Annotated in this window: 30 protein-coding genes; all 30 read right to left on the reverse strand. The window is 35.0% G+C overall.

Annotated features, from left to right (window positions below):
• Positions 1-108: 108 nt before the first annotated feature.
• The 30 genes from ACTNBF_RS01955 to ACTNBF_RS02100 all read right to left on the reverse strand — a co-directional run bounded on the left by ACTNBF_RS01955 (position 109) and on the right by ACTNBF_RS02100 (position 25,812).
• Positions 109-1,377, reverse strand: a complete 1,269-nt coding sequence (locus ACTNBF_RS01955) for a DUF859 family phage minor structural protein (protein WP_441088670.1) — start codon at positions 1,375-1,377, stop codon at positions 109-111.
• A 19-nt stretch (positions 1,378-1,396) separates the two neighbouring features.
• Complete coding sequence (locus ACTNBF_RS01960; RefSeq protein ID WP_441088671.1) at positions 1,397-2,992, reverse strand: hypothetical protein; 1,596 nt, start codon at positions 2,990-2,992, stop codon at positions 1,397-1,399.
• A 10-nt stretch (positions 2,993-3,002) separates the two neighbouring features.
• On the reverse strand, positions 3,003-3,356 hold the full coding sequence (locus ACTNBF_RS01965) for a hypothetical protein (protein ID WP_441088672.1): 354 nt from the start codon (positions 3,354-3,356) through the stop codon (positions 3,003-3,005).
• A 12-nt stretch (positions 3,357-3,368) separates the two neighbouring features.
• Positions 3,369-5,309, reverse strand: coding sequence for a hypothetical protein (locus tag ACTNBF_RS01970; RefSeq protein WP_441088673.1), 1,941 nt, complete (start codon positions 5,307-5,309; stop codon positions 3,369-3,371).
• Positions 5,302-5,652 (reverse strand): hypothetical protein, encoded by a 351-nt coding sequence (locus ACTNBF_RS01975; protein ID WP_441088674.1) that lies wholly within the window; start codon positions 5,650-5,652, stop codon positions 5,302-5,304. The genes ACTNBF_RS01970 and ACTNBF_RS01975 overlap by 8 nt, the downstream gene beginning before the upstream one ends.
• Positions 5,653-5,711: 59 nt before the next feature.
• Positions 5,712-6,050, reverse strand: a complete 339-nt coding sequence (locus ACTNBF_RS01980) for a DUF6096 family protein (RefSeq protein WP_441088675.1) — start codon at positions 6,048-6,050, stop codon at positions 5,712-5,714.
• Between the two features lie 80 nt (positions 6,051-6,130).
• Positions 6,131-6,502, reverse strand: coding sequence for a phage tail tube protein (locus ACTNBF_RS01985; protein WP_441088676.1), 372 nt, complete (start codon positions 6,500-6,502; stop codon positions 6,131-6,133).
• Positions 6,503-6,505: 3 nt separating this feature from the next.
• Positions 6,506-6,862 carry a hypothetical protein gene (locus ACTNBF_RS01990; protein ID WP_441088677.1) on the reverse strand — a complete coding sequence of 119 codons (357 nt, stop codon included), beginning with the start codon at positions 6,860-6,862 and terminating at the stop codon, positions 6,506-6,508.
• Positions 6,855-7,277 carry an HK97-gp10 family putative phage morphogenesis protein gene (locus tag ACTNBF_RS01995; RefSeq protein WP_441088678.1) on the reverse strand — a complete coding sequence of 141 codons (423 nt, stop codon included), beginning with the start codon at positions 7,275-7,277 and terminating at the stop codon, positions 6,855-6,857. The genes ACTNBF_RS01990 and ACTNBF_RS01995 overlap by 8 nt, the downstream gene beginning before the upstream one ends.
• A gap of 291 nt (positions 7,278-7,568) precedes the next feature.
• Positions 7,569-7,862, reverse strand: coding sequence for a phage head-tail connector protein (locus ACTNBF_RS02000; protein ID WP_441088679.1), 294 nt, complete (start codon positions 7,860-7,862; stop codon positions 7,569-7,571).
• Between the two features lie 90 nt (positions 7,863-7,952).
• A complete protein-coding gene (locus ACTNBF_RS02005) occupies positions 7,953-8,738 on the reverse strand; it encodes a phage major capsid family protein (protein WP_441088680.1) in 786 nt (261 codons plus the stop codon).
• Between the two features lie 18 nt (positions 8,739-8,756).
• Complete coding sequence (locus ACTNBF_RS02010) at positions 8,757-9,323, reverse strand: DUF4355 domain-containing protein (RefSeq protein WP_441088681.1); 567 nt, start codon at positions 9,321-9,323, stop codon at positions 8,757-8,759.
• A gap of 128 nt (positions 9,324-9,451) precedes the next feature.
• Entirely contained in the window at positions 9,452-10,228 is a 777-nt protein-coding gene (locus ACTNBF_RS02015; RefSeq protein WP_441088682.1) for a minor capsid protein, read from the reverse strand.
• Positions 10,221-11,534, reverse strand: coding sequence for a phage portal protein (locus ACTNBF_RS02020; RefSeq protein ID WP_441088683.1), 1,314 nt, complete (start codon positions 11,532-11,534; stop codon positions 10,221-10,223). Before ACTNBF_RS02020 ends, ACTNBF_RS02015 begins: the two co-directional genes overlap by 8 nt.
• A 10-nt stretch (positions 11,535-11,544) precedes the next feature.
• Positions 11,545-12,381: a hypothetical protein gene (locus tag ACTNBF_RS02025; protein ID WP_441088684.1), complete on the reverse strand. Its 837-nt coding sequence runs from the start codon at positions 12,379-12,381 to the stop codon at positions 11,545-11,547.
• 8 nt (positions 12,382-12,389) lie between these two features.
• Positions 12,390-13,628 carry a PBSX family phage terminase large subunit gene (locus ACTNBF_RS02030; protein WP_441088685.1) on the reverse strand — a complete coding sequence of 413 codons (1,239 nt, stop codon included), beginning with the start codon at positions 13,626-13,628 and terminating at the stop codon, positions 12,390-12,392.
• Between the two features lie 8 nt (positions 13,629-13,636).
• Positions 13,637-13,963, reverse strand: a complete 327-nt coding sequence (locus tag ACTNBF_RS02035) for a phBC6A51 family helix-turn-helix protein (protein ID WP_441088686.1) — start codon at positions 13,961-13,963, stop codon at positions 13,637-13,639.
• A gap of 2 nt (positions 13,964-13,965) precedes the next feature.
• Positions 13,966-14,163, reverse strand: coding sequence for a hypothetical protein (locus ACTNBF_RS02040; RefSeq protein ID WP_441088687.1), 198 nt, complete (start codon positions 14,161-14,163; stop codon positions 13,966-13,968).
• 743 nt (positions 14,164-14,906) lie between these two features.
• Positions 14,907-16,187 carry a hypothetical protein gene (locus ACTNBF_RS02045; RefSeq protein WP_441088688.1) on the reverse strand — a complete coding sequence of 427 codons (1,281 nt, stop codon included), beginning with the start codon at positions 16,185-16,187 and terminating at the stop codon, positions 14,907-14,909.
• A 20-nt stretch (positions 16,188-16,207) separates the two neighbouring features.
• The gene (locus ACTNBF_RS02050) at positions 16,208-16,393 is read right to left on the reverse strand and encodes a hypothetical protein (RefSeq protein WP_441088689.1); all 186 of its coding nucleotides are present in this window, start codon (positions 16,391-16,393) and stop codon (positions 16,208-16,210) included.
• A 462-nt stretch (positions 16,394-16,855) separates the two neighbouring features.
• On the reverse strand, positions 16,856-17,023 hold the full coding sequence (locus ACTNBF_RS02055; protein ID WP_441088690.1) for a hypothetical protein: 168 nt from the start codon (positions 17,021-17,023) through the stop codon (positions 16,856-16,858).
• A gap of 607 nt (positions 17,024-17,630) precedes the next feature.
• Positions 17,631-17,765, reverse strand: coding sequence for a hypothetical protein (locus tag ACTNBF_RS02060; RefSeq protein ID WP_441088691.1), 135 nt, complete (start codon positions 17,763-17,765; stop codon positions 17,631-17,633).
• Positions 17,766-18,068: 303 nt separating this feature from the next.
• Positions 18,069-18,203, reverse strand: coding sequence for a hypothetical protein (locus ACTNBF_RS02065; protein WP_441088691.1), 135 nt, complete (start codon positions 18,201-18,203; stop codon positions 18,069-18,071).
• A gap of 1,337 nt (positions 18,204-19,540) precedes the next feature.
• Positions 19,541-19,762, reverse strand: a complete 222-nt coding sequence (locus ACTNBF_RS02070) for a hypothetical protein (RefSeq protein WP_441088692.1) — start codon at positions 19,760-19,762, stop codon at positions 19,541-19,543.
• 63 nt (positions 19,763-19,825) lie between these two features.
• Positions 19,826-20,770 carry a tyrosine-type recombinase/integrase gene (locus ACTNBF_RS02075; protein ID WP_441088693.1) on the reverse strand — a complete coding sequence of 315 codons (945 nt, stop codon included), beginning with the start codon at positions 20,768-20,770 and terminating at the stop codon, positions 19,826-19,828.
• 145 nt (positions 20,771-20,915) lie between these two features.
• On the reverse strand, positions 20,916-21,068 hold the full coding sequence (locus ACTNBF_RS02080) for a hypothetical protein (RefSeq protein WP_441088694.1): 153 nt from the start codon (positions 21,066-21,068) through the stop codon (positions 20,916-20,918).
• A gap of 143 nt (positions 21,069-21,211) precedes the next feature.
• A complete protein-coding gene (locus ACTNBF_RS02085; RefSeq protein WP_427819854.1) occupies positions 21,212-22,222 on the reverse strand; it encodes a GGGtGRT protein in 1,011 nt (336 codons plus the stop codon).
• A 75-nt stretch (positions 22,223-22,297) separates the two neighbouring features.
• Positions 22,298-22,990 carry an iron-sulfur cluster assembly scaffold protein gene (locus ACTNBF_RS02090; RefSeq protein ID WP_427807182.1) on the reverse strand — a complete coding sequence of 231 codons (693 nt, stop codon included), beginning with the start codon at positions 22,988-22,990 and terminating at the stop codon, positions 22,298-22,300.
• A gap of 110 nt (positions 22,991-23,100) precedes the next feature.
• Complete coding sequence (locus tag ACTNBF_RS02095; protein WP_427807181.1) at positions 23,101-24,531, reverse strand: GNAT family N-acetyltransferase; 1,431 nt, start codon at positions 24,529-24,531, stop codon at positions 23,101-23,103.
• Between the two features lie 18 nt (positions 24,532-24,549).
• Positions 24,550-25,812 (reverse strand): competence/damage-inducible protein A, encoded by a 1,263-nt coding sequence (locus ACTNBF_RS02100; RefSeq protein WP_427807180.1) that lies wholly within the window; start codon positions 25,810-25,812, stop codon positions 24,550-24,552.
• Position 25,813: the final 1 nt, after the last annotated feature.

Here is a 25,813-nt window from a genome sequence, read left to right on the forward strand (position 1 = left end):
TTTCTTCTAAATTCTGGAGTGTAAGTTTGTGGCATAATAATTCCTTCTTTCTTTGATAGATTGATTATATCTTATTAGCCACTACTGTTACAACGTTAGTATAGCACTTCATACCATAGCTCTAACAACATATTTGTTCCGATAGTCTAATCCAGATATTGTAAAGTCTGCCGTATATGTATTTCCGCTTTTCGTAGCTGTTGCACTCTTCCATGATCCATAAGAGCCATCAACTGTCTTATAATTATATTGTACTGACAGTGTATTACTCTTACTTCCAAATGAGCCATTAAAGAAATTACCGCTTATTGTCCCAGTAATAATTCCATCTGGTGATATATCTGCCTTAACGTTCGCTGTAGGTCTGATATAATCAACTAATGTTTTAACTAGTGTCTTCTTAAATGTATTACCTCTGCTATCTGTTACGGTAAAATCGAAAGACTCACTTTCTACATTGTTAAATTCACCACTAGATGAATTAATCGTATTACTTCCGTTTGTAATCTTATAACTGGATATTGTAGCACCTTTAAGGGCTGTTGCGGTCATATTTACTGCAATTGTATTGTATCCCTTAATGATCTTGTTTTCACTTCCAGTAAGTTCTAAACTTGTACTGTTCGTGTCTTTTGCTGTAGCCTCTATTGTAGGTGTAGCATTTACAATATTAAGTGTCTTTGTAAGCGTACTCCTATATGTTTGCCCATTTAATACAGTTTGCACAAAGAATATAACATTTCTGCTATTAGATGTAGTACAAGCATTTCTTAATACGTTTCTTTCTGCATCTGTAAGATTAAATGTATATGATGAAGATGTCTTACTGATATCTCTATAAGCAATATCATCTTTTGAACCGTCCAATGAGATACAAGCCTGCAAAGATGTAACTGTATTTCCTGCACCATTATTGTATGATATAGTTGGATTTTCCTCATCATTAAAGTTAGGAGCAGATGTAATTGTGGCTTGCCTTGGAATAGCTGTTAGCGTCATACTTCCACTTTTACTAGCAGAACCAGGCAAATAAGATGCACTTATGCTTGATACGCTAAAACTATAACTGATTGATTTTGTACCATCAGAATTATGTGGAATAGTAGCTGAACCGCTTTTAAGTGTTACGGTTGAACTGCCGTTATAACTCATAATATTCCCACTATAAGTTGTGCCGTTAAAGTTGATAGAGTATGTTACTGGCACATTATTGCTATAGTTCCAATCATACCCAGTTTTTACTGATGACAGTTTGAAATTAAAGGAAACGGAAGAAGTATTATTACTTGTACTTGTACTATTTTCGGTTACTGTTAATGTAAATGCATGATGCCCATTTGAACCATTACATGTAATTGTTTTAGTTTGTAAAGCCATGTCTATTTCTCCCCCCTTCCTAATTTCCTATCCAGAAGCAGCCGGTTCTGGTATCTGCATAATCTTCAAAACGTGAATTAGTGCCAACAATCAAATAAGTAGTAGCATGTAGATTTAATGCATCAACACCAATATTATTTGCTGTTAATACTGCTTCGTCATTTTTATACACTGTCATACCGTCCTCTGTTATCTGTGTTCTCATTTCACTGTTGGCTTTTTCAACAGTTAAACCATTATCGTTAAAAGTAAAACCAGTGTTCGTCTCAACTTTTGTTACTCCATTATCAAGCTCTGATTTTATCTCTAATTTAACTTCATCAGATGTCATTGTGGCTTCTACTTTTTCGGTTAATTTCTCTATATCACCATTAATGCCATCTATTGATTCCGATACATTTGTCTCGACCTTACTTACTGATGCTGATATACTTTCCGTATTAATTTCAAGTGCACTAATACGGTCTGTATTATCTTCTGTTTTACTTGCTACTAATGTAATCTCTCTATTTGCTTTATCGACTTTTGCATAAGTCTGTTTTAATGCTTCTCCTAATGAAGTAGGATTATCTTCCGTTTCATCCTCATTATCATCATAGCTAAATCTTGTACTTTCTGATAATGAGCCATTATATTCCAATGTATCATCTAATACATAAGAGTAGACAGTATCATTATTATGTTTAGTTAAGGAAATTTTATCGCCTATTTCAAGCAAATAGTTTCCTCTCCATTCGCATTCAAACTGATTTATTGTCAACCCACCTACAGCAGTAAGAGCATTATTAACTAAATCACCAATATCTTCCCTTAATTCCCAAAATGGATTATCTCTTACATATTGAGTAGAGCCAGTTTCTGTCATAGAAGCGGAAACATTATCACCTAATTCTGTCGCATGTGTAATAGTTGATAATCTTCTATTTGTTTTACTGTCCAATTCAAAATATTTATTCTTATCAATATCAAGTACAGCTTTCCCATCTTTATCCAATCTCTTAAATACAATTTTATTGCCTTTATTAACGTAATAAATCGTCTGGGTCGCTTCTGCTACAGCGTCTAATGCTTCTCTAATCGTTTCTGTACCGTCAAAATTAGCACCATCTGCATAAGATATATTAAATGAATTGTCACTGACATTAACGATGTCTACGCCCTTTGCTCCTATTAGTGTTGCACACGCTTCTGCAAACTCTTTAATTGTGTAGCTTGTTATGCTTAATTCACTTACAGTATGTTTGGAAGCTTTGTATATCAAATCATATGCTGTTATTGATAGTTCACCAGTTATTTCATCTCTGTGAACTTCTGATACATAAAAATTTGGATAAGGATATGTTGAACCATTTACATCAAAACCAATTTTAAAATAATTGGATGTAGTAACGGTTTTTGAATTATTAATATCAATCAATTTAATATTTGCTCTTTGACATACACCAAAACCAAAGAATTTACCTTCGCCCACTCTTTGAATATCATAGCTTTTTAAATCTTTCCGAAATACTGTTCCATATGTATTAGAACCTTCACCATACATAATAGTTAAACTCTTTATATTCCTAACGGAGGAATTAATAGAATCAGTATATTTCTTATCTGCACTAATCATATTATTCCCCCTATAGTTCAATAAACGTCAATGTCAGCGCATTATACATTACTTTATTTGATTGTATTGTATAATACTCTATTTTTGATTCTGGAAGAATACAATTAATGTTTTCTTCCAGTGCCTTTGTTTTTGGGTTACGAAAAGAGATAGAGACATTAAAGCTGATTGAATTAAGTAATGTATACATATCTTCATCATTTAATGGGATAATACCAACTTCAATTTCTCTTTTATTATTGATATAATCAACTACTGTATCTCCTGCCGCATTAGTTTGTGCATTGTAATTTGCAGAATCATTGACTTTTAACTCATTCACACATGAAGAATAATCAACATCACCAATTTTAAAATATGCCATGTTCTACCTCCTTTACGCTAATTTAAGTGGTAAATGTCCAGTTTGTTTTGTAAGTGAATTAATACTATCTACACTGATCTGTGCAAAAGTCTTTCCATCAACTTGTAAAACAATAGGAGTATTACCTTGCTTTGCATATAATCTTTCTGCAATTTTATCTAACCATTTTGTGTTCTTCTCTAGTGGGACAACTGCTTCTGCACCATCTTCGCCTATTCCTTGCAAACTTCCACCATAATTAAATAGTGTAGGTTTATCAAAGATACCGCCTAATTTATTCCATGAAATAGAGAATCTAGGCGCACTAGGTGGGTTTAATGAAAACTTGCCACTAATACCAATATGGGGCATTTTGATTTTAGGTAAGCTCCAGGAAAAATTAAAGAAGCTTCTCATCCTATCAATAGCAGATTTGACAGCATTCCTTGCTCCATTTATCTCCCCAGTAATTCCAGATTTGATTTCTGAAAACTTGGATTTGACATTAGACACCATTCCAGAAGCTTTTTCAATCGCACTTGATTTCATGTTATTAAATCCATCAGAGACAGCTTGTTTAGCTCCATTTATTTTGTCTGTAATTCCAAATTTGATGTCATTATATTTATTAACTACTGATTCTTTCATAGAGCTTACTTTATCTGTTGCCTTTGTTTTCATCTCTTCGAATTTACCAGTAACCTTACTTACTGCATCAGAAGTAAAGTTTGTAATCTTATTCCACGTATCTTTTGCTACTTTACTAATCGTGTCCCAATGCTTAACACATAGTACAATGATAGCTATTAATGCACCAATCGCCACTACTACCAGAGTAATCGGACTTGTAATAAATGCCATGACAGCACCAAACGCAGTACTAGCGGTTGTGGCTACTACTTCCGCTGCTGTTAAAGCGTAATAGCCTACTGCATTAGCTGCTAATGATGCTACGTTTGCCAATCCTCCTGCACTGGCAATCGCCTGAGCTACGTTATAAGCAATTAAAGCTGTTGTAACTGTTGCTACAGCAATTCCTACCATTGTTAATGCTGTCTGGTGTTGATTTGCCCACGCAACAGCTTCTTGTATCTTTGCATTAGCATCAGCTACAAATATCTTTAATGATTCGTAACCTTGGCTTGCTTTATCTACTGCACTTGACAACAGTTCCATCGCAGGAATAACCACATTCTGTAATACTGGTTCACCAATCTGAGCTTTAAACTGTCTCCACTTTTCGTTCAGATTAGCTTGTACATTTGCATACTCGCCCGCTTCTCTTTTGGCTTGTCCTACTGCACCAGATTGCGCCATCATGTTTTCAGCATATTCAAGTCTTGTTGCTTGTTTTGTAGCTTCATCCAGATTAGCCCATTCTTTTGTACTTCCGATCAATCCGCTCTGTACGGCAAACATTGCCATCTGAGTATCATTAGCAAACAATCCAATCGCTTCGCCACCTTCATATGATCCGTTGATAAAACTGTTTAGATGTCCAACAGACTCATCTAATGACATATCCCAGAATGCAGAAGCATCAGCCGCTAATGTAAGACCTCTAGTAGCATTTGTCGTAGCATCTTCCACCCCAAGTCCTAAACCTTTCCATTTAGCTGTCATAGAAGTCATAGAAGATGTAAGACGTGTTTCCGTTATCCCAGTTTCGTCTGACACCTTCCTTAATTTCTCAGTAGCTTGATCTGAATAATCTCCCATAATCTGACTAAATGCAGATTGTTCAGCCGCCACTGATGCCGAAGCGTTTACAATTTCTTTTGTAAAGCTTGCAATAGCTTTAACAGTAAATGCCGCCGCTACTGCCGTACCAATACCTTTTAGAGCGTCCTTTATTTTGCTAGAAGATTTAGTTGTTTCGTCCCCTACTTCTTTTACTTTCTTCTTAGCTTCATCTACGCCTTTTTTCAGTTTATCTAATTCAACTGATATTTTAATTTTCAGTTCTTCATTCATTCTTATTTGCACCTCCTTTAAATCTTTGGTTGAAGGACTGCGCAAATTGTTTGAATCTTAGTTCAGATAATTTCATCTTTTGCTGTCTCTTCTTCTCTTCTATTTCCTTAGAATCAAATAGAGCTGGATATACTTCACTTATATCTGGTATTGTATTATTAGAGTCATAAATCCTTGCAATGCTCCAACCGATTAAATCCGCAAGAATATAATCATAAGAAGCTCTTTCCTTTGCTTGTTCTTTTTGGACTCTCTTTTTACTTTCAATTAAACGTCCCAATTCAGCTAAAGTCATATCCCAGAAATCATGTTCTGATATTCCATAGTCAAGAGCATTATCCAACCATCTATATATACAATCTGAAAATAAAAAAGGAGACTCTTGTATAGAATCTCCTTCAATTAGTTTTTTTCAGAATTGTTTTCCTTGTCATTATCCATTAACCCAGATACCTTGAAGATATCTACAATAACTTGGATAAAGTCTGTTGCGCTGTGTCCATCAGCTAAATAATCATCGAAAATGTCAAAAGCATCATTTATCGTAATACCATGATTGTATTGAATTAATGAACAATATAATATATTTACCATTTCTGTCACTGTTGGGAATTTATCTCCATTGATGCCAAACACCAATAAAGGATTTGTCCCTAACTGTTTTTCAAGTGCAACAATATTCCTTGTGTTTAATCTTAATTTATATGTTTTATTTCCTGCTTCAAAATCAACGTACATCATTTTTATTTATCTCCTTTTATTTTAATTATAGTAAAGGGAGAGAAAAGGAGATTATACTCTCCCTCTACTCCCATATGGGTTTATGACCAAATCATTTCAGAATCTGGTTTAATTGATAACGTATAAGTAAGTGCGCTGTTTACACCTACACCGTCAAGTTTAACTGAGCATGTCCCTGTGAAAGAACAATTAGAACCATCTGGAAGAGATACTTTCCAGTTCTCAGAGCCATCTACACTATTAAGTGTAGTAAACTGTGTCTTCTCATATAAAAATTTAAAGGCTAAACTATCACCATAGTTTTTAATTCCATCTGTATATTTATGAGCACCGTCTTTAAGACAAGTAATCTCAATAGCTTCTGTATCACCGCCTAAATCTGGAATCTCTTGTAAATTTGTCAGTTCAACTTCGTCTTTAAAAAGTGCAATTCCTTTTGAAATAACTGCCATCTTTTATTCCTCCTTATTATATTCTTCTAATACCAGTGCCTCATATAACATAACTTTCTGAATCATTGCAGACTCTGGATCATGCAATTCGTTTGCACTGGTTCTTGTAAATCCTAATTCACGCAATACTTTATCAACTTGTACTGCATATTTTTGAATTGCTCCAATATCGTTTCCCCATACTTTTACTTGATAAATGATTCTACTATAGCCTATTGTATTTCCTTTTTCGTCATCTATATTGTCAAATTCTATATAGCTGATGCAAGGTGTAGCAATACCACTATGTAGTGACATTTCATAGTAAGTGGGTAACACTCCTTTGAGAGCATTTACTAAATCCGCGTGATAATTAATCATTTAATAATGCCCCCTTTACCATATTAATAATCTTCTTTTTATTCTCCTTTAATGCAGGACGCAAATAAGGCTGTGGTTTCTGTCCACTTGTTGTATGCCATTCTCCGTTATCATCTTTATACTTCCATGGAACATCTTTTCTACCGCCTTTCTCAGCAAATAGACCAGTACCAAATTCAATGTATGGAGCGTATTCTAAAGGAGTAAAAATTGTTCCTTCAATTTCTGTACCTTTATTTTCAACTTTGCTTTCAATGCTACGTCTTAATGCTCCCGTGCCTTTTGGTGCTTTCCTTTTTGCAGATGCTTCTACAAGAGCGCATGACTTTTCAACTGCGTTTTCTATACCTTCTGCATTTGCTAATTTTTCCAAATCAGCTAATATTTTATCCATCCCTTCAATCTCAACAGACATAACAGTTACATCCTTTCCATGAACACTTGTTTATATCTGCCTTTGGGATTGACATAAACGACCTTTAATCTTTCGTCATTATATTGGATAACATAATTATCATCAACTGAATCTTGCGTCAATCCAATATAACTACAATTTGAATAATTAATATTATCTTGAATGCTCTGTGAAGTAATATTGATATTCATTTTAATCTGACCTTGCTTTTCCGATAGCTTTGGCTGTCCGTATGAGTCTAAATCTCTATAAGTGAAATAATCATACTTTCTCATATCTGCATTTATCATATTAAATAACCTTTATCTTTCTCTTGCGTTTGAGAACTGCCATAATATCATTGGGATATCCATTCACATAACTTTCGCTTACTCCGCTATAAGATTGAGATGACAATCCTTCTGTATTAAGTCTATTAAGTTTAATAATTGCAATTCGATAAGCAATCATCTCTAATTCTTCGTCAAGTTCTCTTCCGCAATAACCTTCGATTTCTGCAATAGCCATCTTCAAGCAAAGAGAGATTTGAGCATTCGTGTAGTTATCTGCGCTATCACCTAATAAATCAAGTAATTCTTCTAACATAATTCCATCTCCTTGCCCTTTATCAATACTCTATTTCATAATACATAATTAGGGATGCCCATTTCGGACACCCCTTTACAATACATTATACTATGCAGATTTAGATACCTTACAAATCTTTGTAGCGTCTACCATAGCCACAATATAAGCTGTTCTAAGATATACACTATTCTTTCTCTTGTCAGCATCTCTGTCCTGCTCAACTTCGACATCTTTCTTCATAAAGAGTTTGATTGCTTCTTTAGTCATTACAAATGCTTCTGTAGTAAGAGCTTTTGTAGCAATAACTGGAATACCACAGATAGTTCCTACTTGACCATTGTAGATAACTTCTCCCATTCTAGCACTCTTGTAATCTGCATCTTTTCTAAGTGCTGCTTTCCATGCATTAGGAATTACAATAAAGATGCCAGACTCATTCTCTACATTAAGAGCAGAAATTGCATCAACAATTACATCATATCCGATTGCTGTAGCAAATGTTACTCCTAGAGTGGCTTTCTTAGCTTCTGTAATGAAATCAGAGGTCATTTTATTAACCATAACCTGATTAGCACCTTTGAGCATGTTATCAACAATAGTGTTGTCCTTCATAAAATCTTCATCAAGATAATCAAATGCCTGCTGTACCATTTTAACGGTATAGTCAGTTCCTTTGTAAGCGATAGAACCTCTTTTACTTGCTGTGTTACCTACACCAGCCGCAAGCTCTTCCGCTTCACCAGTGTATGTATAAACATTAATCGTCTTTGTCATACCTACGTTCTGTGCAAGTGAATTGTCTACTGTCATAAGGTTCCTTGTATTTACACTCGTTGTAAGTAAGTCCTTTGCTTTTGCTTCTAAAACTTTATTTGCGTATACCGTATTTGCCATAATTTAATACCTCCCTAATTAATTAAAAAATTTATTATATGCTTCTGGGTTTTTCTCCATAAGCTCACTGATCTGTGCTAAGCTCATCTTCTTAGCATCTTCTTTTGTAAGCTCACCAGAAGGCATTATATCTTTACCTTTCGGCGTTGTGCCTGCTAATCTCTTTTCAACTTCTGCTTTAACGGCAGATTTAAATAATTTATCGAGTTTATCAATGTTAGCTTGTGACGTCTCGATATCATCATTAATTGCAATAATATCTGCAAACTCTGCACTAAGTCCTCTTGATGATAGAACTGATTTAAGTTCACTTCTATTTCTTTCAATCTGGAACTGTGCTAACTGTTCTTCCAACTCTGCAATTCGGTTGTCTTTTTCAGCTTTTGCTCTTTCGTCACCATCTAATTTAGATAGACTTAACTGCTTTTCATATTTCTTCTGTTGAGTCTTTAGAGCTTGCTGTACTCTACGATCTGACTCTTTTTGGAGAAGTGCTAAAACTTCATCCTGCGTATATGTTTTAACTTCTTCCTGCTCAATTTCTTGTTCGTCTGTAATTACACTAGTGTCTTTAATATCTTCCATGTTTTTACCTCCTTAGTTTGATTAATCATATAATCACCCTATTAATCAATTAGTTACTTGTTTAATGTCTAGTCCCTTTAAGACAATTGTTTATATTTTTATTCCACAACTGGAATAATCACACATCTTCAATTTGGGTGCATCGGCACAGCGTTTACACCTGCTTGCATCTCGCTAAAGTAAAACCTTTTTCCATCTAAAGAAGCACAACTGGCAGAATGATGTTTACATGTCCTCTCATCTGTATCAGCTAAAAACTCATACTGTGATAGTCCATAATCTTCATATCTCTGTCTTGCTGCTTCTGTCTCTATATGTGCTAATTCAGTTCTTACCAATGCATTAGCTTGACTTCTGGAAACCTTAAATCTGTGCATTAGTAAGTCTCTTAATTGCGTAGTCTTTTTACCATTTATTACACAATTAATCATATTGTCATTTAATGTCTCTACTAAATGATTGACATTCTTCCACACCCTGTCAGAGAACGTCTTTCCATCAGCTAACCAAACATCATTAATCATCACTCTCGCACCAGAAGTAGAGATAGTGTTAAATGTAGCACCAGAAGGAAGTGAAATAGACTCATATACATTTATCCATTCCTTTTCAAATTCCTTACTAAGTAATGCTATCTCTTTATCTCCTAGCTTCTGGGCTTCTTTTTTTAACTGGCTTTGCATCTGCCAGTATTTGTCTAGCTTGTACAAATCAGCAGGAGTAGGTTCTTTCCCTTCTGCTATTGTAGCCATTAACTTATTATAAGTGGACTCAAATTCACCTACTACATTTACCATAGCTGTTTTATAATACTTGGTTAGCTGTTTATTGATCTCTTTCTCTGTTTTGTTCGTAATTGCTCTTTGCGTCTTTACTTGACGTTCTGCCCAGTAATTATTACTCATCTTCCATCACATCCTCCGTAGAACCAAAATCATACATAGCGATATTTTCTTCTTTTTGCTTCTGTACCGCTTCTAACTCTGATTCTACGTCTTTAACAAATGGGATTTGTGAGAGTAATGTTGCATCTGAAACAATTCCTTTTAATGAATTGACCATCTGAATAACTTCCGTAAGATTAATTGGAAGATTCCTTACAAAGTTTATATTAATATCACGCCATACAGCGTCACTTGCTTTAAGATTGAGAACATTACAGATAAGCTCTATTCTTCGCTGTATTGCATTTGTGAACCTAGCTACAATGCTAGATGCTACATTTTCAAATCCAACTAGCTTATATGCTAATGCTGTGCCAGATTGTGCCAAGAATGTTTCATCTGCCATGTCTGGACAAGCTGTTACTTTAAAGATATTCTTCTTTATATTATCAAGCATATTTACAATCTGTGTGTCAGTCGCATTCTTTGTCAGCCATTCAGCATTTGCACCCTCTGGAAGAACGAGAACACGATTCTCTTTCATTCTTGCAATATCTTCTGTATCTGCATCTGTACCAGTTAAAATTAAATAAGCATCAACCCAGGCTGAAAAATCATCAATCTCTGAACTCTGTAATTCGTTATAAGCGTCATTTAAACTCATAATACAATTGAAGATATTCTCTTCTGTATTACTAAGGTAAAACACGCTCACAGGAACATCACCAAAATGATGTAATCTTTCTTCTACAAACTCTAATGCTCCATTAATGCCATGAGCCTTAAATACCTTTGCCGTACTTTTATCATATACTGTAATATACACTAAGTCTGAATCATCGAAACTATCAGCTTTGTACCATCTGACAAAATATAATAGCTTCGAATCAAGAGAGTTATCATAGATCGCAAATGAATTAAGTGGATTAACGCGCGAATATCTTATTTGTGCATATTCATCAATCCAGAACAATTCATAAGCTACACCATAAACAAGCGCATCTTCACAGATATTGATATCTTCACTATTTGAATCATTATAGTTAATGACACTCTGAACATCATCAATATTCTGATTGCTTGTATAAGAAACTGGCTTTCCTACAATATATCCTTTGTATGTATCTGCAATAATTTTACAATAATTCGTTACAATATGATTGCATGCCTTGGTAGTATCAGAATATGATTTGTTTAAGATATCATGTTTGCCATTGTAATAGTTTTCCCATCTTTGCAATTTAGGCTGTACATTCATAACAAATCTATTGATAATCTTCTGCAATACATCTGTTGTAAGCTCTGTATCTCCATCTAAATAAATCATTAAGCACCTCCTACCAGAAACAAAGTACTCCATCATCATCTACATATGGGAGCGCACTCTTTGTTACTAAATTACCGCTTGCGTCTGTTACAACGTTCTGATTAGCTGTATATCCAGTAAGATTAGCTTTATTGTTTACGTTTGTTTCAATCGTCTTAATCTTATCTCCTACAGTTTTTGCATTAGCTGCCTTTGTACTGGAAGTTAATGTGTTATCTAACTGTAATAAATCTGGTTTATTTGTAAGAGAATTATAATCACCGTTAAACTCGCTTTTATTATCCCAACTTGAAATCTTAGCTTCTGTGACCTTGTCCAATGCGCTTTTATTTGCATGTGTATGAGCTTTATTTACAGCATCGTCATATGAAGCTTTATTATCAATAGAGATTGCTTCTACATCATCTGCATTAAGTACAACTTCGCCAGTTTGTCCATTGACGCTAACTGCTACTGGGTGTGACTCAAAATACTCTTCTACATCTTTTTTAAAGCCTGCTGTTTCAATCTCAATAAGTCTCTTTTCAAGCTTTCTGTATGTCAATACTTCTGTCTCTTCATACACATAATCAGACGGTTTCTTACGTTCAATAATTTTAATGGTGTCATAGTAACGTGTATTATCACCATCTGATGCATATACCTTAATATCCCATGATTCTGTTAATAGCGTATTTGGAACATCAACTAATCTCAATCCATCTTTCTCATACACTTCGCACATCAACGCAATATCATCTGTACGGTTGCAAAAATGCACTTCCTTAATATTCTCATCTTCTATAATTAATTTTCTATTTTTGTCCCACTGATAAAATACTTTATTATCATCTAAAATCTTAAACATATTTCCTCCTATAAGCCCAATAATGATTTATCAAGCGTTCTTAATTTCTTATTCGTATAAATATCACTATAGCCATACCGACAAGCGTCTATAGCATGACTCCATTCGTGTGTTGTGTTTTCTGTCCATTCTCCGGTTTGTTTGCTTTTTATGTAAGAAAAATTCTCCAATTCTGCAATAAAGTGAATACACCTTGGATGAACTATAATCAGATTATCTTGTAAAAACATTAGTCCTGCTTTTACACTGTCTTTACCTTTCGCACAACCTACCGCGTTGATACCTTCATTCTTAAAATATTGAATGCTTCTAGGTTCAGCTGCATCAACATAGATTTTGCTTTTCTGTAGGTTCATGTTCCTAATTGCATCTGCCAATTCTGATAACTGACATCCACTTTTATAAAACTCATTAAATACATAAATCGTCTTATTCTGTCTGTCATAAAGCGTTTCAATGATTGCACTTTTGTCAATCCATCCTAAGTCCATTCCTACTCTATGCTCTAGTCCTTGTGATGATAATTCCATAGGATCAAATATTTCTTCCTTCCAGTTCTGTATAACTAAACCTTCCGCATCAATGCCCCAGATGCCATCACAGAACACACGTGCCTTTGCAGGATTCCTTACATATAATTCTTCTAATTCATGTACATACTCATCATCAAGAAAAGGATTGTCTTTATATGTAGAATGTACATATATAAATGATTCTGGTGGATTTACTTCACAGAAATCATATAGCCAGTGATTCTTTGAGATCGGGTTAAATGCTATTATCATTTGTTTATTAGCTGTATTTCCCCTCAAGCGCAAATTAAGCTGTTCCACAATAGGTTTAGGAACTTCATACGCTTCTTCAATGAAGATTGTTCCTATTGCATTTAGTGATAACAGCTTAGTCTCTTCGTCAAGTCCCATAAAGATAATCTCGCTACCATTAGGGAACTTAATATTAAAATCACTTTCTCTTACCTTTACAAATTCTGTAAGTTTCCACTTCGAAATCACATCTTTAAACAATGAAAAACAAGTATTCCTGATTGTAGAAGCTGTTCTCCTGCATACTAGAATCTTTATCTTTTCATTTAAACATCTTAAAATAAGTTTTTGAGTAATGAAATAGCTTTTAGCACTACCCGCACTACCCATATACACTTCCCATCTGTGGGAATAATCAAACAGCAGAGGATAGAACTTAGGCACAAATAAATTCTTTTTGAGTTTTAAGTTTATCTCTGCCATTTATTCACCTATTCTTCTATACCAACATTAATAGTTGTATCTTTAACTTCTAATTTATCTGTAGCTTTATAACCACAATAGTCCAATAAATATTCAATTGCTTTCTGGTTACACTTTTTGGCATTTTCTTTCAATTTTGCAATAGCCAACTTCTCTAAACTGAGAAATCTTTCATGACACAAAGAATGCTCATATTCCTTATAATCTTCGCGTTTTACCCATCTTGAAATAGTAGACTCATGCACTCCTAACATAGCTCCTACCTCTCTGCAAGTTAACTCTGGATTATTAACAAAAATCTCTGCACATTCTTTCATCTTAGGAGTTAATCTCATATTTAATCATCCCCCTTATCTGTATCATTATCTATATCAATTCTATTGTTTTCATTTTCAAGATTTTGTCGAATAGCTTCCGACATATTTTCAATTATCTTCTCTACTCTACAAATCTTTTCCAATATCTCATCAAGCATTAAATCTCTTTGCTTTTCTCTCTCAAATTTACTTTCGCATTCGTATAATTTTCTCATCATTAATTTCCTCACTTTCTATGTATTTACTTTTTAGAAGGGGAGACAATATATCTCCCCTAGCATTAACTAATTACCAAACTTCTAAAAAAATATGTTTTAAATTAAAAAAATCAACCAATTATCAAAATATGTTTTGTTTTTGCAAATTTGTTTTTGCTATTTCATATTAAATTGTAATTAAATAGGTTTAAAATAAAATAAATTGAATTATACTTGCGTCATTGAATTGTAAAGTTGTTAATAGTTGAATTGATTCAACTATTATAAAATTAAAAAATATAATATAATTAATGGTATTTTATCTTGTGTTTACTAGTTACTTAAAAATAATTAATGGTGTTTTATACTTTAATGAATCATAATTAATAAGTTACTAACAACAATAGAACAATACGATTAAAAGTGATCAGTTTTTAATCTGTCAATGTATGCGCATTACATCAACTAAGGAACATCTGCGCAAATGTCCCATTTATTCTACTTGTTGTAATTATATATAAATAATAAGTAGTTCGAAGAACTGCTTATTAAATATATCTTTTATTTAACTCACCACGATTTCGTTGTCAGTTCCAAATGGTTTATGACTAGGAAATTTTTCGCTGTCCTCAATGGGGATACCCAAAATGGGGCTAGTCGATAAAGGTACACGCCGTTTTACAGTACACCCTAACTTAATCAAGGTGTGTTGAAGTTTAACATACCCTTAACCACCTTACACAAAATCTGTGTAACCCTGTCAGTTACCGACACCCTTTACAAGGTACAGATTTAAATTCACCTATAATAGGCATATCCAATATTTCATCAATAGAAAAATCATTCTCTAAATCAATTACATCTCCCCAAACGTCTTCGTAAGAATCTGACATAATATCATCAATTTCACTTGTATCTGCATTAATATCAAAATCAATGTTTAATTCTTCTACAGATGAATTACTGTCTAAATACTTAAATAGTAGTTTCTCAATTTTCTTGATATCATTCTTATCTGATAAATCTGTATATTTATAAACCCTATCATAAACATTACCGTTTTTATCTTTCAGCTTGATATGTTTATTAAATATTTCTTTCTTCGCTTTAGCACGAATAATATTAGTGACTTCTGTTGCAAGAACACTAACATTACCTTTATCAAAATCAATATCATTAATCATTACAACTGGGAAATAATTGATAAGTGGATTTGCATCACTAATTCCAGAACATGTATAACCATATGTATCTTCAATAATAGCATTGATTGTATTAATAGAATCTTTATCATTCATAAGCGTGTCTATTTTGCGATTATCAAATTCAATCTTATAATCACGATTGCCATAGATAATCATTAATAACTGTCTGCCCTTCATCTTATTACTTAACCGATATTTATCATTCATTTTATTACAAATATCAGTTTCCACCTCTTTTATCTTATCATTTAATTCATTAAGAGAAATAAATCCAGGTCTTTTTTTGCCAAGTTCATAAATAAACTTATAGCCACAGTTATAAATACATTCATGGTCTTTTTCTATACGCTCTAATGATTTAAGGAATATTCTTTTAAGGATTGACTTCGCAGAAGAGATATAATCTTTAAACAATTCTGCATTCCTTATACCATAATCAGCGCAGAAAGCTTCAATCTCATCCATATCCTTATAAATGATATTGCCAGTAAAGTTGTCAATTAAATCAAGTTTGTCACTGTACCAATCAGAAAAAGAATAATATTCGTCTAAATCAGAATCAACAAGTATAGCCTTTAAGAGCTTAATCATTGGAGTGATATTCTTATTGTTATTCCCACCTTTATTATTAGCTCTACTAGGTTCAACTGGTTCTCTTAACATCTTTGTGAATATGTATGACTTCTTTGGTTTATGTGTTTTCTTATTCTCTGGATGATAATACTCAAAGCATGATTCCAGTTCTTTGACAATTGCTATATGTGTATTACCTTTTGCATATTTCCATTCAAGTGCTTCACAAGCATTTTTTATTGTATATTCTTTGTTTAGTTCTATCATTATTAGTTCTATCCTTTCAGTTAATCTTCTTTTTTGTTTGCGTAGTAATCATCAATATCTTCATATTTGAATACCCAAAAGAATTTCTGACTTTTTGCTGTAAATCCAGTTTCAATACAGCGATAACCTAGTTGAATAAGCTCATTAGCTCTTTTAACTGAATAAATGTACTTCTTTCCTCTTTGTGTGTAATTACTATTGTTCATTGTTCTAACTCCTTTACTTATGTATTTTTTGTTTGTTATTTATTTATTCTCCTAATGGAGTAATAACCTTTTTGAATTTTAAGAGATACATATTTATTTTTGCACTTTTTCGCTAAGGCTCAAAAGATGCAAATTTATAACTTTTAACTTACTTTCCAAAAGTGTACAATTAAAACACACATAATAATAAAGTTATTAATTAATATGTATTTTTTAAATGTTAACTTTTGGAATATGGATATAATTGATACATGTTCTTCAATATGTAATTAATATGTCAAATGTTATAAGTCTCTTGGTGGGCTTGTCCCAACAAGAGAAATCAATATGTATTCTTTAAACAAATATTTTCTTCCTATTAATATTCTCTTCCTGCTTAATTCTTTTCATCAAAAAAGGAGCACCTACTTAGTTAGTAGACACTCCTTCTTAGAGAGAAATAAACAATGAGATGAAAATATTCTATTTCAATTTATCTTCCAGACCTTCTGTATTCTTAAATACGAATAAACTTCTTTTTCTATCTGGATCATTTTTATCTGGTTTAATATCAATGATAGTAAATCTTCCATCTTTTAACAATTCTCTTGCTTTACTAGCAGTAAAGATTGTAATTGCTTCTTTATTCATAATATATCCTTTCTGTGTCTTGTCTAATCATTCTTTCATTTGGAGGAGGACGGGGGACTCGAACCCCCTTGTTTTCCTATATATGTCTTTTAAAATAATGAAAAAATGAGGATTATGTTAATAGACGTTTAGTCTATTATCTATGTAGTAGATGATTCTATTACATGGATAATAAACTAAGCTTTGTTTTCTTATCTTTCCATTACTGTATATATAAAGGTAATAAAATGCTTATAAATGGCGTAAAATCAAGGAAAACTAAGATTTTCTATTTCGTGACGTTTCTATCTGTATATATCTATACATAATAAGAAAAATAGTAACAAAGCCTTGAAACCTAGTAAAATCAATGCTTTCCGCTATTTTCTAAAAAAAATTTTTTCGATTTTTCTTCTCTTTCCATTACTGTATATATACGAAGCATAAAATGCTATTTTACCCTTATAAATCATAGGAAAATCAATGATTTAAAAATGTCTTAATCATTTTTCTAAATCAAACATATGTTATTTCTTTCCATATCTGATATATACGAAGCATAAAATGCCACTTTGACCTTATAAAATATAGGAAAATCAAGGTTTTTGCTCGGTGGTACATGTGATTTCTATTTCGCTACACGTTTTATTTCTATATATCTATACATAATAAGAAAAACGGGCGTACCACCTTGAAACTTAGTAAAATCAATGGTTTTAGCGTTTTTAAGAAACTTCACACTTTGATTTTCTTTTCTTTCCATATCTGATATATACGAAGCAAAAAATGCTTATAAATACATTAAATACAAGGGAAAAGTGGGATTTTCTATTTTATGACGTTTTATCTGTATATATCTATACATAATAAGAAAAACGGGATGGGTATTCTGTAACCCTTGAAAATACTAGAAAAATCAAGGTTTTTAAAATGTCTAGTAACCATTTGGCTTTTATAACATATTTCTTTTTTACTCATTACTGTATATATAAAGGGAATAAAATGCCACTTTGACCTTATAAAATATAGGAAAATCAAGGTTTTTGCTCGGTGGTACATGTGATTTCTATTTCGCTACACGTTTTATTTCTATATATCTATACATAATAAGAAAAACGGGCGTACCACCTTGAAACTTAGTAAAATCAATGGTTTTAGCGTTTTTAAGAAACTTCACACTTTGATTTTCTTTTCTTTCCATATCTGATATATACGAAGCAAAAAATGCTTATAAATACATTAAATACAAGGGAAAAGTGGGATTTTCTATTTTATGACGTTTTATCTGTATATATCTATACATAATAAGAAAAACGGGATGGGTATTCTGTAACCCTTGAAAATACTAGAAAAATCAAGGTTTTTAAAATGTCTAGTAACCATTTGGCTTTTATAACATATTTCTTTTTTACTCATTACTGTATATATAAAGGGAATAAAATGCCACTTTATCCTTGTAAATCATAAGGAAATCAATAGTTTTAGCTTTTATTCCATGATGATTTCTAAAACTAGACATTACTCTCTATCATATTAGGAAAATCTCAATATTCCTTGTAGACCTTGAAAACACTGTATTTACAAGGGGTTCAGAAAGCTAACATAATTTTTATTGTGTCCACAAAACTACCCTCTCCTATGTAGAATTAATTTGTTCCTAAAGATTAGGTCTTTATAAAGCCTAAAACGCCGAATTATTAAAAAATAATGCAAACCCTCTCCTATGTAACTTTAAATTGGCTTTCATATGAGTAATCTAATAGATATTAAATTTGCGAATTAACCTTATTTTTTGTAAAGGTACTTCTCCATAGTAGCTTGAAAAACTTTCGACCGCTACGAATGGGTTATTTGGTTAATTTTTGAAAATCGTAGCCCACGAATTGTGGACTATTTTTTTGTTTAGGATAAGTGGAATTTTATTTTTGTTTCCTATATAGACACAAAACTTAATGCGTTATTTACGAATTATTTTATTTTTAAGTTTTTATTTTAATCCGTAAATAACAGTTGAATTTTTTATATTAGGATAATTCTACCTTTCCTATATACCATTCAAAGAAAACGTAATATTTTTAAAATATATGCTTATATGCCAGTAAAATCAAGGGTTTTGAGAATTGTCGCTAACTAAGAAAAATTAGGTTTCTATTGATTTATAATATGAGAAGTCTAAAAATAATTCTTCCTATACTTAGTCATTTGTGCGATATGTTTGTTTCTCTTATTGACACAAAACTTAGTCCATTATAAATGGGTTATTTTATTTTTAAGTTTTTATTTTAATCCATAAATAATGGACTATTTTTTAACAGCTCAACTTGGTTGAATTTTTCGATTTTGATACATTTTTCTATTGTGTTCTTTACGTTCTAGTTTAAAACATTCGTCACAACGTATGCGTTTACTTGAAATATCAACCTCAAACCACTCGCCACAATCAATACACTGAATAACTTTGGTTTTATTTACACTAATATTCTTCTCCAAATTGTTTACGATATAAAAGGGAGTAAATTAATACTCCCTTAGATGAGATCATTCGTTTAAAAATGCTAATATCTCTTCATATGACTTGTTACTGCTTTTAATTAATGATATCAATTCTTCTTTGCGCTGTTCATCTCTTTTAGTTTCTAACTCTTTTAATGTAGCGCAGGCAGCTTCATATTTTTCCTTGTAATTCTGTACATCTTCCTTCGCTTTTAAGATTTTGTCCTCCAATGCTTCTTTACTGGATTTGCGTGTCCTTGTTGCCATAAGCTTACCTCCATGTGAATTTATTTCTTACCTTAATTATACAGTTTGCCAGATATATTTCAATTACTTCTTTTTCATTTTAATGGACTCGAATTTGAATTTACGCAATATGTTAAACTCTTCAATATCTTTTGAGACATCTGTAGTTAATAAGTTAAGATAGTTCTGTGTGATCTCCAAACTGCTATGCCCTAATATTTTTTGAAGAGTTACTACATTACCTCCCATTAATATGAACTGTTTGGCAAATGTATGTCTAAATCGGTGTATGCCAGTTCGTTCTACACCACGTTTCTTATTGTATTCATACATGGAGTGGTATATTGTACTCTTAACTAGTTTATCGCCATACTCATTACAAAATAAATAATCTTCATTATCCTCTGATTGTCTGTATTTTAGATATTCCTGCAAAATTTTCTTTATATCCTTGTTTAATGGTATGATGAGTGGTTTACGATTTTTCGTTACATTTACATGCACAACATCATTGTCAAAGTCAAGGTCACAAATCCTTATATTTATTATGCTGTTCTGTCTTACTCCCGTAGAGAGCAAAAAGTTTACCATAACCCAACATTTGTATTCTGTGAAACTGCACTTGTTGATATTGGGTTTTTTTAACAGTTTCATCAACTCTTCATTTGTATATGTTTCTGTGGGTGATTTGTCTGCTTTTGGTAAACTAAGCTCCATATTCGGAATCCATTTTTGTTTCATGAAAAATCTCAAAATAGTTTTGAAGTCTCTACCATATGTATAGATAGAGACTCCGTTTAAGTTTGCTTTCTTGTGTAAGGCTATTTTGTATGCGTCCCATGTATCTTCACAGATATTTTCTAAAAGAGTGTCAGGAGGAACATATTTGTATATCTGTTTCACACTGTCACTATAATGTCTGATAGTGCCTGGACGAAGGTTTCTAGCTTCACAATTCAACATGAACTCTGCAATGCCATCTGCAAGAGTCATTTTGTTTTCTATATGCATAGTCAATCTACGTGTCATATCTTAGTCCTCAGATTTGTATGTATGTATGTTACTATTTATTACTTCTATCTATTGACGCGCCAACATCAATAAATATGTTAGTAGCCAGAATTAGAACTGTATATTCTGACCGTTTCTACCGTGTTATATATACATAACCCTCCTATTGATGCTTCTTCATATGCTTAGAATCATCTACCCATTTTACAGTACCGCCTTTAAATTTAATCTCAGGCTGATAAATTACTGAACGCCCTATCTGAGTAACGACACCATTTTTAGTCACTACTGCAAACTCTACCATTTGTTTTTTCATGATATTCACCTCCATTCTACAGATTGAACACGTCATATGACGTGAGCCTATATTTTAAGGTGAAAAAAAATAGACACGTCACAGAGCTTTTTGTTCTTATGACGTGTCTAATATTATATTTTATGAAATTGTGCTAAAACCGCTTAAAAACGCCCTTCCTTCTTAGCTTCTTCGATAGAAACTGCAACTGCTACCGTCATACCAACCATCGGGTTATTTCCCGCACCGATAAGTCCCATCATTTCTACATGAGCCGGTACGGAAGAAGATCCTGCGAACTGTGCGTCAGAGTGCATACGTCCGAGTGTATCCGTCATACCATAGGAAGCCGGTCCTGCTGCCATGTTGTCCGGGTGAAGGGTACGTCCTGTACCGCCGCCTGAAGCAACTGAGAAGTATTTCTTGCCCTGTTCGATACATTCTTTCTTGTATGTACCTGCAACCGGATGCTGGAAACGTGTCGGGTTTGTAGAGTTACCTGTGATAGAAACGTCTACGCCTTCTTTGTGCATGATTGCAACACCTTCACGTACATCGTTTGCTCCGTAGCAGTTTACTTTAGAACGAAGTCCGTCAGAGTAAGCGATTCTCTGAACTTCTTTCAGTTCTCCTGTATAATAATCGTATTCTGTCTGAACGTATGTGAATCCGTTAATTCTGGAAATGATCTTTGCAGCGTCTTTTCCGAGACCGTTCAGGATAACACGAAGCGGTTTTTTACGAACTTTGTTTGCTTTTTCAGCGATACCGATTGCGCCTTCAGCTGCTGCGAATGATTCATGACCAGCAAGGAATGCGAAGCAGTCTGTATCTTCTTCCAGAAGCATCTTTCCAAGGTTACCGTGTCCAAGACCTACTTTTCTCTGGTCTGCTACAGAACCCGGGATGCAGAAAGCCTGAAGGCCTTCACCGATTGCTGCTGCAGCTTCTGCTGCTGTGTCAACATTTTTCTTAATTGCGATTGCTGCACCTGTGATATATGCCCAGCATGCATTTTCAAAACAGATCGGCTGAATAGCCTTAACCTGATTATAAACATCAAGTCCGGCATCCTTTGTAATCTTTTCTGCTTCTTCCAAAGAAGCAATGCCATAGCTGTTTAATACTTCATTGATTTTATCAATTCTTCTTTCATATGATTCAAATAAAGCCATTTACTTGTCCTCCTGATTTATTTTAAGTTACCTGATATGTACAAGCGGCACCAATTCTTAAGGCGACACTAATGATTAAGCTTTACGTGGGTCGATGATCTTAACAGCGTCAGCTACACGACCATACTGTCCCTGAGCTTTCTCCCATGCTACGTTTGGTTCGTCTCCGCCTTTGATGAAATCTGTGAATTTGCCAAGGCTTACGAATTTGTAACCGATGATCTCATCATGCTCGTCCAGTGCGATACCTGTAACATATCCTTCTGCCATTTCAAGATAACGAGGACCTTTTGCAAGTGTTCCATACATTGTACCAACCTGAGAACGAAGTCCTTTACCAAGGTCTTCCAGACCTGCGCCGATCGGAAGTCCGTCTTCAGAGAATGCACTCTGAGTTCTTCCGTAAACGATCTGTAAGAATAACTCTCTCATTGCTGTATTGATAGCATCACATACAAGGTCTGTATTCAGTGCTTCCAGAATTGTCTTGCCCGGAAGAATTTCAGATGCCATAGCTGCGGAATGAGTCATTCCTGAACATCCGATCGTCTCAACCAGTGCTTCCTGGATAATACCATCTTTAACATTCAAAGTTAGTTTGCATGCTCCCTGCTGCGGTGCACACCAGCCAATTCCGTGTGTCAGACCAGAAATATCCTTTACTTCTTTTGCTTTAACCCATTTCGCTTCTTCCGGAATCGGAGCCGGTCCGTGATTTGCACCCTGAGCTACCGGACACATCATTTCTACTTCATGTGAATAAATCATGTTAAAACTCCTTTCAAATGTAAATGATTTCTTCCTATAGTGTGTTTGACATATTTTTAACACCCCATATATGTCTTTATTTTCGCATAATTTTCGACATTCGTCAATCATTAGTTTGTACAAAGATTCCAAAAATCACTGTCTGTTTTGTAGGCTTTTATCTCCTCCATTGTAAATGGTGCGGTGATCCAGCCACGCTCTTCCTTCTGCTGTTCATCATCCCGATAATGATAGGTCATACCGATTTCAATACCGTCCTTGTCTACGAAGAAATTGTCATAATAACGGTTATCAAGGATCTCTCCGCTCAGGATTTTCCGATACTGTGACGTCTTCAGCGCATCTACTACGATCGAATTCGGTGCTTCTTCTTTCATCCGTTTCTTCCATTCTTTTATAAATTCCGTATCTACATTGATGATTTCACTCGTTTCATAGATTTTTCCGTCTGACAGGCGGATGTTTCTCGTTCTTAGATCCTGATATCTTGCATTTTTGTTTCCTGCATAATAATCATCCGAGAAGACTACGCTGATAAAATCTTCTCCCGCGTATGTCACACGATAAGTCACCTTACTTGCGAGGATCGGAGAGTCTTCTTTCATCACCGCCGCTTTCATATCATCGCTGGCCTTAAGATACAGCGCATTGACCGTACTCATCGCACAGTTTTTCAGTTCCTCATTGACCTTCGCAATCTGTTCTCCTTCCAGCCCCTGGATCTGCGGATACTTCACATCAAACTGGGATGTGATGCTTCCCTCACTTTTCGAGGATTCATAAGAATAAGACTCCTCCGTAATCGTGTAGGGCAGGTTCTCCGCCTGGTAACATTCGATTCCATCAATTCCTTCCCCGGTCTCTTTTTTCGTCTCTTTCTCCGTTTGATCCGTTTGCCCCCCATCGCTTAGGAATGGATTTTTCATTCCTCCGCCATCCATAATTCCATCCTGAACCATCGTAAATACTCTATACGCTGTCGTTCCGACACCTATTCCCAGAAGTACCACAAGAGCCAGGATAGCCAGCATCAGGAATTTTCCTCTGCGTTTTGCTTTTTTCTGAAGCCGGATTTCTTCCGCACTCATCGCTCTTTCCATCGGAACGTAACGGACTTGGTTTTTCACCTGCTCCGGAGCCACTTCATGGAATCCAAGCCGCCTGTAAAATCCTTCGGCCTGAGGCGCCGCATGAACCGTCATCTTCGTTATTCCAAATGCCACAATACAGAACTGCTGCAGGGCAACAAAGAGCAGCCTTCCGATTCCCCGTCTCTGCCAGTTCTTCCCGACAAACAGAAGCGCAATGTGCCCGTCAGTCTGCACAGCACCGACTCCGCAGAGCTCCTGTCCTTCCATTGCTCCGAACACAATCAGTTGTCCGCTCTGCACCTTCGGCATAAAATTCTCATATTTAATAAATTTCTGAAATTCTTCTACACCTTCCCTCGAATACGTCGGTGCAATATCAGCAGCAAACACATCCCATACCAGATGCAGTCCTTCCAGTATTTCCTCATTTTCCAGTCTTTTAATTATCATACGCTTTACCTCTTTATGTTATTTCTGCTGCTGTCCTGCCGCCAGCAATTCCTCCCTCAAAAGTGTAAGCGCCCGCACAACCGCATAATCCCGATTTTTCTCCCGGTTTCCGGTGAAATGACATTCCCGGGTCGTCACGCGTCCGTTCACCGCACATCCGATATAGACCAGTCCGACCGGCTTTTCCTTGGTCCCGCCGCCCGGTCCCGCGATTCCGGTCACACTCAGAGCAGCATCAGCCTCTGCTGCCTTTGCCGCACCTCGCGCCATTTCTTCGGCTGTCTGTGCACTTACCGCGCCGAATTCTTCCAGTGTCTCATGCTTCACACCCAGAATCTTTTCCTTGGATGCATTTGCATAAGTAATATACCCTTCATTGAACACCTCAGAAGCTCCGGCCGCATTCAGAAGCCGTCCGGCCAGCTTGCCCCCGGTACAGGATTCTGCGGTCGAAAGTGTCATGCCCTTTTCTTTCAAAAGTGCCACAAGATTCTCTTCCAGTGTCTCCTGCTCATTGATCGTATACACCGCATCGCCGAAGCGTCGATACATTTCCTCGATCATCGGCTTCATGAGCTCTTCTGCCTCTTCCTCGGATTTCGCCTTCGCAGTCACCCGGAAATGAACTTCTCCCGTCTTTGCATAAGGTGCCAGCGTCGGATTCGTCTGTGCGTCCATGAGATCCGCCACCATCGTTTCGGCCCGGCTCTCTCCGATACCACATATTTTCACCATATGAGAATAAATTCCTTCCGGTTGCAGTTTATTCAGGTACGGAGCAATGTCCTGTTCGAACATGGGTTTCATCTCATTCGGTGGTCCCGGAATCAGAATCGCTGTCTTTCCCTTTTCCGGATCTTCAATGATCAGTCCAGGAGCGGTGCCGTTATGGTTATCGATCACGATCGCGCCTTCCGGAACCAACGCCTGTTTCCAGTTGTTCTCCGTAATCCGGCTGCTCCCTATCCGACCGAAATACGCTTCGATCCGCTCTTTAGAATGCTCATCCAGATACAGTTCTCTTCCGAATACACGTGCAGTCACTTCTTTCGTCAAATCATCCTTCGTAGGTCCAAGTCCCCCTGTCAGGATCACGATATCCGAGCGGTCAAGTGCCTGACGTATCGCGTCCTCCATACGCTCCTCATTATCGCCCACCACCGTCTGATGATATAAAGAACAACCTAGCAGAGCGCATTTCTCTGCTAGGTAAGCCGCATTCGTATTTACAATATTTCCAAGTAAAATTTCAGTTCCTACGGAAATCAGTTCCACAACCATG

This window comes from Bariatricus sp. HCP28S3_A4 (genome assembly GCF_052066395.1).
GTDB lineage: Bacteria > Bacillota > Clostridia > Lachnospirales > Lachnospiraceae > Allocoprococcus.

Excerpts from the sequence above, each read along its gene's own strand:
- ACTNBF_RS01955 (WP_441088670.1), bottom strand. The coding sequence starts at position 1,377 with ATGGCTTTACAAACTAAAACAATTACATGTAATGGTTCAAATGGGCAT.
- ACTNBF_RS01970 (WP_441088673.1), bottom strand. The coding sequence starts at position 5,309 with ATGAATGAAGAACTGAAAATTAAAATATCAGTTGAATTAGATAAACTG.
- ACTNBF_RS01995 (WP_441088678.1), bottom strand. The coding sequence starts at position 7,277 with ATGTCTGTTGAGATTGAAGGGATGGATAAAATATTAGCTGATTTGGAA.
- ACTNBF_RS02100 (WP_427807180.1), bottom strand. The coding sequence starts at position 25,812 with ATGGTTGTGGAACTGATTTCCGTAGGAACTGAAATTTTACTTGGAAAT.
- ACTNBF_RS02035 (WP_441088686.1), bottom strand. The coding sequence starts at position 13,963 with ATGAGATTAACTCCTAAGATGAAAGAATGTGCAGAGATTTTTGTTAAT.
- ACTNBF_RS02020 (WP_441088683.1), bottom strand. The coding sequence starts at position 11,534 with ATGATTTATTTAGATGGAGATACAGAGCTTACAACAGATGTATTGCAG.
- ACTNBF_RS02000 (WP_441088679.1), bottom strand. The coding sequence starts at position 7,862 with ATGTTAGAAGAATTACTTGATTTATTAGGTGATAGCGCAGATAACTAC.
- ACTNBF_RS02055 (WP_441088690.1), bottom strand. The coding sequence starts at position 17,023 with ATGAATAAAGAAGCAATTACAATCTTTACTGCTAGTAAAGCAAGAGAA.
- ACTNBF_RS02040 (WP_441088687.1), bottom strand. The coding sequence starts at position 14,163 with ATGATGAGAAAATTATACGAATGCGAAAGTAAATTTGAGAGAGAAAAG.
- ACTNBF_RS01965 (WP_441088672.1), bottom strand. The coding sequence starts at position 3,356 with ATGGCATATTTTAAAATTGGTGATGTTGATTATTCTTCATGTGTGAAT.
- ACTNBF_RS01985 (WP_441088676.1), bottom strand. The coding sequence starts at position 6,502 with ATGGCAGTTATTTCAAAAGGAATTGCACTTTTTAAAGACGAAGTTGAA.
- ACTNBF_RS02050 (WP_441088689.1), bottom strand. The coding sequence starts at position 16,393 with ATGAACAATAGTAATTACACACAAAGAGGAAAGAAGTACATTTATTCA.
- ACTNBF_RS01980 (WP_441088675.1), bottom strand. The coding sequence starts at position 6,050 with ATGATGTACGTTGATTTTGAAGCAGGAAATAAAACATATAAATTAAGA.
- ACTNBF_RS02065 (WP_441088691.1), bottom strand. The coding sequence starts at position 18,203 with ATGGAAAGAAAAGAAAATCAAAGTGTGAAGTTTCTTAAAAACGCTAAA.
- ACTNBF_RS02030 (WP_441088685.1), bottom strand. The coding sequence starts at position 13,628 with ATGGCAGAGATAAACTTAAAACTCAAAAAGAATTTATTTGTGCCTAAG.
- ACTNBF_RS02085 (WP_427819854.1), bottom strand. The coding sequence starts at position 22,222 with ATGGCTTTATTTGAATCATATGAAAGAAGAATTGATAAAATCAATGAA.
- ACTNBF_RS02060 (WP_441088691.1), bottom strand. The coding sequence starts at position 17,765 with ATGGAAAGAAAAGAAAATCAAAGTGTGAAGTTTCTTAAAAACGCTAAA.
- ACTNBF_RS02025 (WP_441088684.1), bottom strand. The coding sequence starts at position 12,381 with ATGTTTAAGATTTTAGATGATAATAAAGTATTTTATCAGTGGGACAAA.
- ACTNBF_RS02080 (WP_441088694.1), bottom strand. The coding sequence starts at position 21,068 with ATGAAAAAACAAATGGTAGAGTTTGCAGTAGTGACTAAAAATGGTGTC.
- ACTNBF_RS02005 (WP_441088680.1), bottom strand. The coding sequence starts at position 8,738 with ATGGCAAATACGGTATACGCAAATAAAGTTTTAGAAGCAAAAGCAAAG.
- ACTNBF_RS01990 (WP_441088677.1), bottom strand. The coding sequence starts at position 6,862 with ATGATTAATTATCACGCGGATTTAGTAAATGCTCTCAAAGGAGTGTTA.
- ACTNBF_RS02015 (WP_441088682.1), bottom strand. The coding sequence starts at position 10,228 with ATGAGTAATAATTACTGGGCAGAACGTCAAGTAAAGACGCAAAGAGCA.
- ACTNBF_RS02095 (WP_427807181.1), bottom strand. The coding sequence starts at position 24,531 with ATGATAATTAAAAGACTGGAAAATGAGGAAATACTGGAAGGACTGCAT.
- ACTNBF_RS02045 (WP_441088688.1), bottom strand. The coding sequence starts at position 16,187 with ATGATAGAACTAAACAAAGAATATACAATAAAAAATGCTTGTGAAGCA.
- ACTNBF_RS02075 (WP_441088693.1), bottom strand. The coding sequence starts at position 20,770 with ATGACACGTAGATTGACTATGCATATAGAAAACAAAATGACTCTTGCA.
- ACTNBF_RS02090 (WP_427807182.1), bottom strand. The coding sequence starts at position 22,990 with ATGATTTATTCACATGAAGTAGAAATGATGTGTCCGGTAGCTCAGGGT.
- ACTNBF_RS01960 (WP_441088671.1), bottom strand. The coding sequence starts at position 2,992 with ATGATTAGTGCAGATAAGAAATATACTGATTCTATTAATTCCTCCGTT.
- ACTNBF_RS02070 (WP_441088692.1), bottom strand. The coding sequence starts at position 19,762 with ATGGCAACAAGGACACGCAAATCCAGTAAAGAAGCATTGGAGGACAAA.
- ACTNBF_RS02010 (WP_441088681.1), bottom strand. The coding sequence starts at position 9,323 with ATGGAAGATATTAAAGACACTAGTGTAATTACAGACGAACAAGAAATT.